This is a genomic window from Lactobacillus sp. MRS-253-APC-2B, from assembly GCF_012843675.1.
GTDB classification, from domain to species: domain Bacteria; phylum Bacillota; class Bacilli; order Lactobacillales; family Lactobacillaceae; genus Limosilactobacillus; species Limosilactobacillus pulli.
The window spans coordinates 1-1,804 of sequence record NZ_JABAFO010000042.1; the positions used below are offsets into that span (position 1 = coordinate 1).

2 protein-coding genes are annotated in these 1,804 nt (G+C 38.2%); both read left to right on the forward strand.

Translation table 11 applies throughout. The features are described 5' to 3' along the window. A partial coding sequence (locus HF864_RS09420) for a hypothetical protein (protein ID WP_205882359.1) occupies window positions 1-207 on the forward strand: 207 nt, incomplete at its 5' end. Beyond that, entirely contained in the window at window positions 188-1,348 is a 1,161-nt protein-coding gene (locus tag HF864_RS09320) for a site-specific integrase (RefSeq protein WP_169462709.1), read from the forward strand. The genes HF864_RS09420 and HF864_RS09320, both read left to right, overlap by 20 nt. The last annotated feature ends 456 nt before the right edge of the window (window positions 1,349-1,804 follow it).

Consider the following 1,804-nt stretch of genomic DNA (forward strand, 5'->3'; position numbering starts at 1 on the left):
GATCTTAGTCTCTATGCTGATTTTGGTCATAAAAATACCCCCAAAGTTGTATTTCCAACTTTGGGGGTACGGGTCACTGTCGAATTTTCGACTGCGGATTTTTCCGCAATCAAAACATTTTTAATAATGGTGTCCTTTTGCGTGCTGCCGTCTACCCAATTAGCATTACAAAAAGGATTTGATCATTATGAAAAAAGCAAAGAATGAATTACCGATCAAGGTTTATCAGACTAAGCATGGAACGCGGTACATGTTCAGCTTTTACGCTGGTCAGAATACCGATAAAGATTATTCGCGTACGATTCAAAAGCGGGGTTTTAAAGATTACGATTCAGCTGTTGCGGCTTATCTCGATACAAAAAAAGCGTTTGAAAGCGGCCAATTAAAGCCACGTTCAAAACGCTATACATTCAAAGATATTTATGATCAATGGTTTAAGCAGCATAAGCAGAATATTAAGCCGTCAACTGCTTTTGTCATTCAAGGCTGGTTTAATAAGCATATTCTACCAGAGTTAGGCAGCCTTTACATTGATAAAATAACGCCCGCTATCTGCCAGCGCGCTGTTAATCGTTGGGCTGACAAGCGCCCTCATTCTTACAAAGATTTAATAAGCCGTGCCGGTCAAGTATTGGATTATGCTTATCGTTTGGAACTGATCGACAATAACCCAATTAAACGCGTTATCGTGCCACGATTAAAGCAGCAGACCACAAAAGATAATTTCTATACTAAGCAAGAATTAAGCAAGTTTCTAGAATGTTGTAAAAAGCAATGCGACTTAAAATATTATGCTGCCTTTCGCTTGCTTGCTTATTCTGGTATGCGTAAGAGTGAACTACGCGCCTTAACTTGGTCTGATGTCGATTTCAATAAGAATACAATCAGCATTAATAAGACTATTGCAATGAATGAAAACGGCAAAAACGTTGTTCAACTCCCAAAAACTCATAATTCAATGCGGGTTATCTCAATGGATCAACAGACAATGTCAATCCTTAGAGAATGGCAAATAAAGCAGCGTAAAGACTTGCTCAGACTTGGTTATAATGCCATGAATGGCCGGCAGATTGTTTTTAATGGTAAAGGTAATAAATACCTATCTCATATTACTTTAAATACAAAATTAAAAAATATACAAGCCAAAAACGGGCTTAAAGCTATAACTGTTCATGGCTTGCGTCATACTCACTGTTCTTTACTGCTGGCGGCTGGCGTGCCGGTTAATGATGTTAAAGACCGGTTAGGCCATAACGATATTCAGACCACGTTAAACATTTATGCTCATGTAACTAAGCAGCAGCAAAAAGATACCGCTGATATATTCAGCCGGTTCATGCAAGCGTGATCTGTTGACCTTTTCTGTTGACCGTTTATTGTGGCACTTCAAAAACGCTATATATAGGCTTTTGGCTAAACGGATTATAATCAACTTACATTTATAACTAGACGCATTTGGTGGTTCATGCATAATTTTAATTATTGCAAACAATTTTATATTTTGCAAAACGAACCACCGATTTTTTTGAAACCGTTTTGCCGGTACTAATGCGTATTCTGTCACCATTTTAGTTTTAGGATAAATTTGTAAATTAACGCATAAACTGTCTTTAGCTTTTCTAAGTCGATCTTGCCTGAGATTGATCCGTCTTTTTTACCGATACTTTAAAGTCAACCACCATCGGCTAAAGTCGATGGCTTGTGGGCAAACACCCCAGTATTGAATGTCCGAACCACAATTTGCATAGATACGGACGATTTACTCAAACAGCCGCAGTTGCTTGAGCAGTGATCATCTAATTAC

Coding starts and splice junctions, on each gene's coding strand:
- HF864_RS09320 (WP_169462709.1), top strand. CDS start 188: ATGAAAAAAGCAAAGAATGAATTACCGATCAAGGTTTATCAGACTAAG.